Origin of the sequence: Streptomyces bohaiensis, from assembly GCF_012033785.1 — a bacterium.
Lineage (GTDB): Bacteria > Actinomycetota > Actinomycetes > Streptomycetales > Streptomycetaceae > Streptomyces > Streptomyces bohaiensis.
This window is the reverse complement of the sequence record NZ_JAAVJC010000207.1, coordinates 1-8437: the sequence shown is the minus strand read 5'-3', so window position 1 is coordinate 8437 and position 8437 is coordinate 1. Positions and strand designations below refer to the sequence as shown.

The 8437-nt window shown below is 76.1% G+C and carries 5 protein-coding genes and 1 pseudogene; all 6 read left to right on the top strand.

Annotated features, from left to right (window positions below):
- Window positions 1-229: pseudogene (locus tag HCN52_RS18575) on the top strand (hypothetical protein); the annotation flags it as partial.
- A 164-nt stretch (window positions 230-393) separates the two neighbouring features.
- Complete coding sequence (locus tag HCN52_RS18570; RefSeq protein ID WP_168089584.1) at window positions 394-1206, top strand: helix-turn-helix transcriptional regulator; 813 nt, start codon at window positions 394-396, stop codon at window positions 1204-1206.
- A gap of 337 nt (window positions 1207-1543) precedes the next feature.
- Window positions 1544-1675 carry a hypothetical protein gene (locus tag HCN52_RS25985; protein ID WP_280923932.1) on the top strand — a complete coding sequence of 44 codons (132 nt, stop codon included), beginning with the start codon at window positions 1544-1546 and terminating at the stop codon, window positions 1673-1675.
- Between the two features lie 230 nt (window positions 1676-1905).
- Window positions 1906-3363, top strand: coding sequence for an MFS transporter (locus HCN52_RS18565; protein ID WP_312876770.1), 1458 nt, complete (start codon window positions 1906-1908; stop codon window positions 3361-3363).
- Window positions 3360-6689 (top strand): type I polyketide synthase, encoded by a 3330-nt coding sequence (locus HCN52_RS18560; RefSeq protein WP_312876769.1) that lies wholly within the window; start codon window positions 3360-3362, stop codon window positions 6687-6689. Before HCN52_RS18565 ends, HCN52_RS18560 begins: the two co-directional genes overlap by 4 nt.
- The coding region (locus tag HCN52_RS18555) for an aspartate aminotransferase family protein (protein ID WP_168089583.1) at window positions 6686-8437 on the top strand (1752 nt) is incomplete at its 3' end. The genes HCN52_RS18560 and HCN52_RS18555, both read left to right, overlap by 4 nt.

The following is an 8437-nucleotide window of genomic DNA, read 5'->3' as shown; positions in this document are numbered from 1 at the left end:
GCCCGGCGCGGCGGCGGTCGGCGCGGGCTCGGCCGCCGGGGCGGCCGCTGCGCCGGGCGGCGCGCCCTGGCCGCTGGCGGCGGGGGTGGTGCTGCTCGCGGCGGGGGCGCTGGCGGTCGGGCTCCACCGCGCGCGGCGGCCGGGCTCCCGCGCGGCGTTCAACTCCCTGCTGGTGGTGGCGGTGCTGAACGTCGTCCTGCTGCTCACCACCAGCGGCGCGGCGGGCTGAGGCGGCGGCTGCGGGACGGTGGGGCCGGGGGCGGTGGTTCCGGCCGCGGGAGGGAGTCATCGCGCCACACCGCATCCGAATCTGAACGGATATGGCCAACTTGTACCACTGAGCGACTACGATGCGCGCCCGATGGCCTCTGTCAGATAGAAGGACAGCGCTCAATGCACGAACGTGACCGAGACGGCGCGGCCGAGCCGCTCGGCGACGGATCACGGCCCCGACCGGACGACGGCGAGGCGACCCGTACGGTGCCCTCTCCGCTGCCGGACCGGTCGGCCGACCGGCGGCGCCCGACGGGGCCGACGGCGACGCCCGGCCCGTCACCCCGCACCGGCGAGGACCCCCTCGCCGTCAGGCTGCTGGTGGGCACGGAGGTGCTGCGGCGGGGCGTCACCTCGCTGCTGGAGCAGCTGCCGCACGTCACGCTCGTCGGCCCCGGCGACGGCGGCGACCCACCGGAGCCCCCGCCCGGGGCGGTCGAGGTGGTCCTCGCCACCCTCGCCGACTGGCGCGAGCTGCCGCCCGCCGCGGCCACGGCGGCCGGCGAGCACCGTCCGGCGCCCGTGACGGTGCTCATCGGGGACGACATCCGCGCCGGCGACCTCTCGTTCCCCGCCGCGCCGCCCTGCGACGGCGTGGTCACCCTCGCCGAGGCCACCGTCGCGGTCCTCGACGACACCCTCCGCCGGGCGGTGCGCGGCGAGTTCCCCCTGCCCGGGCGGCTGGCGCGGGAACTGGTGGAGGGCGGCCGCGGCTCCGGCCGCCGCCGCGAGGGGCGGCCCGTCTCCTTCACCCAGCGGGAGACGGAGACGCTGAGCCTGCTGATCGAGGGGTACAGCAACAAGCAGATCGCCAAAGCGCTCGGCATCTCGGCCCATGGCGTGAAGCGACTGGTGGGAGCGATCCTGGTCAAGCTGGGCGCCCCGAACCGCACCACCGCCGCCGTCATGGCGCTCGACCAGCGGCTGGTGTGAGCCCCCGGCCGCGCGACCGGCCCCGCCGTCCGCAACCGGCACCCGGTCGCCTCCGCGAGGCCGCGGGGTGGACGTACCGCCCCGGGAGCACGGCCGTCGCGGCATGACCGGCGGTCGTCGCCGCGCACCGCGCCCGCGGCGGCCTCCGGCCCCGGCCCCTCGCCCTCCCGGCGGACATCGGCCTGTTCCCGGCGGGCGGAGCGGGCCGTTCCCCATCCTCACCTCCGGAGCACCGCGCGGCCACGCCCCGTTCGGGCGGACGAACGGGGCTGCCCGAACGGGTATGCCCGAAGGGGGAGGTCCCTCAGCTTCCGCGGCCGGACTAAGTTGACGGCCCATGGCTGACGAACCGACCAACGCTCCAGATCAACCGGGTTTCCGGGACCCCGGCGGCGACCGCGCCACCGGCGGGCCGGACGGCCGGGCGCCGTGGGCCGCCCGGCACCACCGCACCGCCCGGGCCGTCTGAGCGCACCGGGGCCGACCGCGCCGTGACCGGGTCCGACCGCGCCGCGGCAACGCCCCGGGACGGCGCCCCGGGGGCAGCCGGGCGCACCGTACCGCCCCGCCCGTACCGTCCGGACAACCGCCCGCCGTCCATCGAGTGTTCGACCCGGGATAGGGTCCGCCGGTCCTCCGTGCCCGCAGGAAACGGCCCGCACCGAGGTCCGCCCGCTTCGCTCGCGACAGGTTCCGGGCGTGTCGACAGCCGCCCTGGAGGCCCCGCACATGAAGCACTTCCGATTGCTCGTCTTCGGCAACGCGATATCGGGGTACGGCAGTTACCTCAACATGGTGGCGCTGAACGTCTTCGTCTACACCGTGACCGGCAGCGCCTTCGCCGCCGGCCTCTTCATGGCGGTGCGGCTGCTGACCAGCGTCGCCGCCGGGTTCGTCAGCGGCCGGCTGGTCTCGCGGTTCGACCGCAAGGCGCTGATGATCGGCTCGGACCTCATCCGCTCGGCCATGCTGCTGGTGCTGATACCGCTGCCGAACTCGGCCCGGCTCCCCGTGCTGTTCGCGCTCGCCGTGGCCATGGGCGCGTGCACCACGCTGCACCAGGTGGCGCTGCGCTCCAGCGTCCCGGAGATCGTCGGCCCGGAGAAGCGACTGAAGGCCAACGGCCTGCTGGTCACCGGCCGTTCGCTGGCCATGATCGCGGGGTTCGCCTCCTCCGGCCTGGTCATCGCCCAGTTCGGCTACACCGCCGCCTTCGCGCTCAACGGCGTCACCTTCCTGATCTCCGCCGCCATCCTGGCGATGCTCCCGATCCGCACCCGCGCCGCCGTCGCCCCCGATGCCGGCGGGAAGGAGGGCGGCGACGACACGGCCGCGCCGTCCGGGACCACCGGTCGCGCCGGCCGCTGGGCGTCGTGGGCGCTGCTGCGGTCGCTCCCGGTGATGGGCGCAATGATGGCCCTGCGCGGGGTCGACGGCCTCGGCTCCTCCTCGCACAACGTCGCGCTGCCCGTCTTCTCCGACGCGCTCGACCCGGCGAACCCGGCCACCTTCATGAGCCAGTTCCTCGCGACCTGGGCGATCGGCCACATCGTGGCGCAGCAGGCGACCAGCCGCTACGCGGACCGCACCGGCCACTCCTTCGGCGAGAAGGCGTTCGCGATCGGCGCCGTGGTGATGTCGGTCGGGTTCATCCTCGCCTTCGCCGGGCTGCCCACGGTTCCGGCCATCGCGGTCGCGCTGATCGCCGGCATGGCGGACGGCTTCACCGAGATCGTCTACGTGACCAAGCTCCAGGAGACCCCGGACGCCCAGCGCGGCCAGATGTTCGGCCTCTCCGCGGCGGTCGAGAACGGCGGCTTCGGGCTGGGCATGATCCTCTGCTCGCTGACGCTGGAGTTCTACTCCCCGATCGCCGTCGTCGGCACCTTCCACGGCGTCGCGATCGTCTTCTGTCTGGGCTTCCTCGTCTTCCTGGCGCGACGCAACCGCCGCGGCGCACCCGCCACCGTGCCGCCGGCCCCCGAGGCCGCCGTCACGGAACCGGGGCCCGTCGCCGCCGAACCGGGCGCCGCGGACGGGCCGGCGGCCGCCGCCGACCCGGGAGCCGGCCGTGCAGCCACCGACCCCGCCACCGAGGCCACGGAGGCCGACCGGACGAGCGCCCCGGCCCGTACCACCGAGGGGGACCGGGCGTGAGCGCCGCACCGCTCCGGGAGAGCTCCCCCGCCCATGACGGCGTGGCCGTCATCGGCATGGCCTTCCGGTTCCCGGGGGCCGAGACCCGCGAGGAGCTGTGGCGGATCGTCCGCGACGGCGAGGACCGCGTCGTCCACTGGACCGACGACCAGCTGCGGGCGGCCGGCGTCCCCGAGTCGGTGCGGCGCGCGGAGGGGTTCGTCGGCGCCACCGCCCCGCTGGGCGACGTCGCCGGCTTCGACGCGGCCTACTTCGGCATCACCGGCCGCGAGGCGGAGGTCGTCGAGCCGCAGCAGCGGCTGTTCCTGGAGTGCGCGCACCACGCGCTGGAGGACTCCGGCTACGGCCGGGAGCGGCCCGGCACCCGCACCGGCGTCTTCGCCGCCACCGGCAGCTACCTCTACCCGTTGCAGAACTACCTGCTGAACACCGTCCTCCCGGACGGCGTCGAGGAGGACTGGCTCTCCCGGCTCCAGGCGCTGCTCGGCACCCACCCGGACTTCAACGCCACCCGCGCGGCGTTCCGGCTCGGGCTGACCGGACCGGCGGTGGGGGTGCAGACCGCCTGCTCCAGCTCGCTGGTGGCCGTGCAACTCGCAGCCCAGTCCGTCCTGCTGGGCGACTGCGATATCGCACTGGCCGGCGCGGCGGCGGTCCACGTCCCGCAGGTGCTGGGCTACCGGTACGTGAAGGGCTCGATCCTCTCCCGCAGCGGCAGGCTGCGGGCGTTCGACGCGGACGCGGACGGCACCGTCGCCGGCAACGGCGTCGCGGCGGTCGTCCTGAAGCCGCTGCGGCGGGCGCTGGCCGACGGGGACACGGTCCACGGCGTCATCCGCGGCTGGGGCGTCACCAACGACGGCTCCGACAAGCGGGCGTTCACCGCGCCCTCCGCCCGCGGCCAGGAACGGGCGATCCGCCGCGCGCTGCGGAGCGCGGGGGTGGGCGCCGGGACCGTCGGCTACCTGGAGACGCACGGCACCGGCACCTTCAAGGGCGACCCCATCGAGTTCGCGGGGGCGACCGCCGCCTTCCGCCACGACACCGACCGCACGCGCTTCTGCGCCCTGGGGTCGACCAAGTCCAACCTCGGCCATCTCGACACCTGTTCGGGGCTGGCGAGCCTCATCAAGGCGCTGCTGGTGCTGCGGCACGCCACCGTCCCGCCGATGGCGAACTTCCGCCGCCCCAACCCCGCCCTCGACCTGGAGACCAGCCCGTTCTGGATCCCCCGGGAGGCGGCCCCCTGGCCGGCCGGCGACACCCCGCGCCGTGCCGGGGTCACCTCGCTCGGCGTCGGCGGCACCAACGTCCACCTCGTCGTCGAGGAACCCCCGCCCGCCGCGCCGCGCGGACCGCACGGCGCGCCGCTGGGCGTGCTGCCGCTGGCCGGGCACACCCCGGCCGCGCTGACGGCGAACGTCCGCGCCTTCCGCGACCACCTCCGCCGCCACCCCGAGCTGGACGTGGCGGACCTGCTCACCTCCACGGCGGGCCGAGCGCCCGGCCCCTACCGGGCAGCGGCTACGGGCGGCACGGCGACCGAGGTCGCCGACGCGCTGCACCGCTGGCTGGAGGCCGACGCGGCACCCGCCACGCGACCGGACGCCGCAGCACAACCGGATGCCGCCGCGGCCCCGCCGCCCCGCGTCGGCCTGCTGTTCAGCGGCCAGGGCGGCGCGCGGCCGACGGCGGTCCGCGCGCTGTACGACCGGTACGCGGCCGTCCGCGAGGTGCTCGACCACTGCGACGCCCTGCACACGCACCACACGGGGCAACCGCTGCTGGGTCCGCTGTTCGCCCCCGACGACCCGGACGTCGCCTGGTCGACCGAGGCCGCGCAGCCCGCTCTGTTCGCCGTGCAGTGCGCGCTGCTCGCACTGTGGCGGCGCGCCGGGGTGGTCCCGGAGGTCGTCACCGGCCACAGCGTCGGCGAGTTCGCGGCGCTCACCGCGGCCGGCGCGCTGACCGTCGAGGACGGGCTGCGGCTGACGGCCGAGCGCGGCCGGCTGATGGAGGCGCGGTGCGAGCCCGGCGGGATGGTGGCGGTCCTGGCCGACGGTGCGACGGCGTCCGCACTGCTCGGCGAGGTGCCGGGGCTGGAGCCGGCCGCCGTCAACGGCGAGCGCAACCACGTGCTCGCCGGGCCGCGGCCGGCTGTGGCGCGGCTGGAGGCGCTCCTGGCGGCGCGGCAGATCCCGCACCGGACGCTGCCGGTCGGGCGGGCCTTCCACACGGCGCTGCTGGAGCCCGCGCTCCCGGAGTTCGCGAAGGTGCTCGCCGAGACCCCGTTCCGTCCGGTCACGCTGCCGTTCGTCTCCGGCCTGGACGGCGTGGTCCGCGCGCCGGGGTGGACGCCGGACGCCGACCACCTGCTGCGGCAGGCGCGTCGGCCCGTCCTCTTCCACGGCGCGCTGCACGCGGTGGCCGCGCAGGGCGCGACCGTGCTGGTGGAGGTCGGCGGCGGCGGGCTGAGCGGTCTCGCCCGGCAGGCGCTGCCCGAGGTGCCGGCGGTGGCCACGCTGCGCGGCGGCACCGGGCTCGACGCGCTGCGGGACGCCGCGGCCGCACTCCATCGCGCGGGCGCGCCGATCGACTGGCACGAGCTGGCCGAGGGCGGCGGCGGTCGGCGGATTCCGCTGCCCGGCTACCGCTTTCAGCACCGGACCCACTGGAAGGGCCCGGAACCCACCGTCGCAGCAGTGGCGGAACCCCCGAGGGAAGGAACGGACATGGCGGCACAGGCCGAGGCCGAGGTCAGGGACGTGCTGGCGCACGTCGTCGAGGTGACCTCCCGGGCCCTGGGGGACCGGTCGGGATCGGTCGGGGAGGACACGTCCTTCCTCGACCTCGGCGCGGACTCGCTGCTGATGATCAACGTGCTGCGGGAGTTGGAGCAGACGTACCGCGTGAAGGTCGCCATGCGGGAGCTGTTCGACGAGGCCGTCACGCCGCGGCTGCTGGCGGAGCTGGTGGCGGGCAGGCGGGCGCAGGCAGCTCCGCCCGCCCCGGCGGCGGTGCCCACCGCGCCCGCGCCCGCACCGGCCCCCGCGCCGGTCCCGGTCCCTGTCGCTGCGGCCGCACCGCCCGCAGCCGCGCCGGCGCCCGCACCCGCACCGGTCACGGCACCCGCCGCGGTGCCGGACCCGGTCCGTGCCGCCGCCGAGCCGTCGCCGCCCGCGGGCGACTACGCGACCCGGCAGGAGGTGGAGGAGCTGACCCGGCAGGTCCGGCAGCTCTCCGCCATCCAGCTCCAGCTCATGGAGCAGCTGGCCCAGTTGCTCGCGCGCGAGGTCTCCGCCACGGCTGCCGGGGAGCAGCGATGACCGGCGCCGGCGGCGCGTCCGACGCCATCGACCAGCAGCTCGCGCGCATGGCGGAGCTGGCCGACCGGATCGCCGGCCACCTGCCGCAGCAGACCACCGCGCCCGCCCCACCGGCGGCCCCGGCGGCTCCCGCCCCACCGGCGGCTCCCCCGTCCGCCGCGCCCGCCCCGCCGGCCGTGCACGGGCCCCGGGTGACCGTCTCCCGCGACTCCGGCATGGTCGCCGGCCCCGGCAGCGCCGCACCGGACGGCGGCCCCACGCCGCAGCAGGCGCACCTCGCCGATCTGGTGGAGCGCTACACCCGGCGCACCCGGCGCTCCAAGGAGGCGGCCGCCCGTCACCGAGGGGTGCTCGCCGACAGCCGGGCCGTCGTCGGCTTCCGCAGCAGCACCAAGGAGATGCTCTATCCCATCGCCGCGCACCGCGCCTCCGGGGCGCACCTGGAGGACGTCGACGGCAACCACTACGTCGACATCACCATGGGCTTCGGGGTGCTGCTCTTCGGCCACGAGCCGGAGTTCGTGACGGAGGCGGTCCGCGAGCACCTCTCCCGGGGCGTGCGGCTGGGGCCGCGCGATCCGGCGACCGGCGAGGCGGCCGAACTCCTCGCCGACATCAGCGGCCTGGACCGCGTCGCCTTCGCCTGCACCGGTACCGAGGCCAACGCCGGCGCGCTGCGGCTGGCCCGGGCGGCGACCGGGCGGGACACCGTCGTCGTCTTCCACAGCTCGTACCACGGCCACGCCGACAGCGTGCTGGGCCGCTCCGCCGGCAGCGGTGACGAGCGGGTCACCGTCCCGGTCTCGCCGGGCATCCCCGCCGGCGCCGTCTCCGACCTGCTGGTGCTGGACTACGGCGACCCCGGCGCCCTGGCCGCGATCGAGGCCGCGGCCGACCGGATCGCCGCGGTGGTGCTGGAGCCGGTGCAGAGCCGGAACCCCGCCCTGCAACCGGTCGAGTTCGTGCGCTCCCTGCGGGAGGTGACCCGGCGCCACGGCATCGTCCTGATGTTCGACGAGATGCTCACCGGGTTCCGCCCGGCGCTGCGGGGCGCCCAGGAACTGTACGGCGTCACCCCGGACCTGGCGACCTACGGCAAGGTCCTGGGCGGCGGGTTCCCCGTCGGCGCGATCGCGGGCCGGGCGGACATCATGGACGGGGTCGACGGCGGCGCCTGGAGCTACGGCGACGCCTCCCACCCGAGCGCCGACACCACCTTCTTCGGCGGGACCTACCTCCAGCACCCGGTCTCCATGACGGCCGCCGCCGCGGTGCTGCGGCACCTGAGCGCCGAGGGGCCCGGTCTGCAGCAGCGGCTCAACGCGCGGACGGACGAGTTCGCCACCACGCTGAACACCTTCTTCGAGGAGGAGGAGTTCCCGCTCCGGGTACGGCACTTCGGATCGCAGTTCCGCTTCGAGCACCGCGCCGACATGGAGTTGCTCTACCACCACCTGATGGTGCGCGGCGTGCACGTCTGGGAGTGGCGCAACTTCTTCCTCTCCACCGCCCACACCGACGGCGACATCGAGCGGATCACCGACGCGGTGCGCGGCTCGCTGCGCGAGCTGCGCGGGGCCGGGCTCTTCGCCCGCGCCGGCGCAGCGCGCCCCGTGGCGCCCCGCCCTGCGCCCGCGCCTCGCCCGGCGCCCGCGGCCCGCCGGAGGCGCACACCCCGTGTCGCCGGTCGGACACCACAGTATTGGCAGCTGCAATTCTGTGACCCAGGTCACGCCGGTAAATTGGTG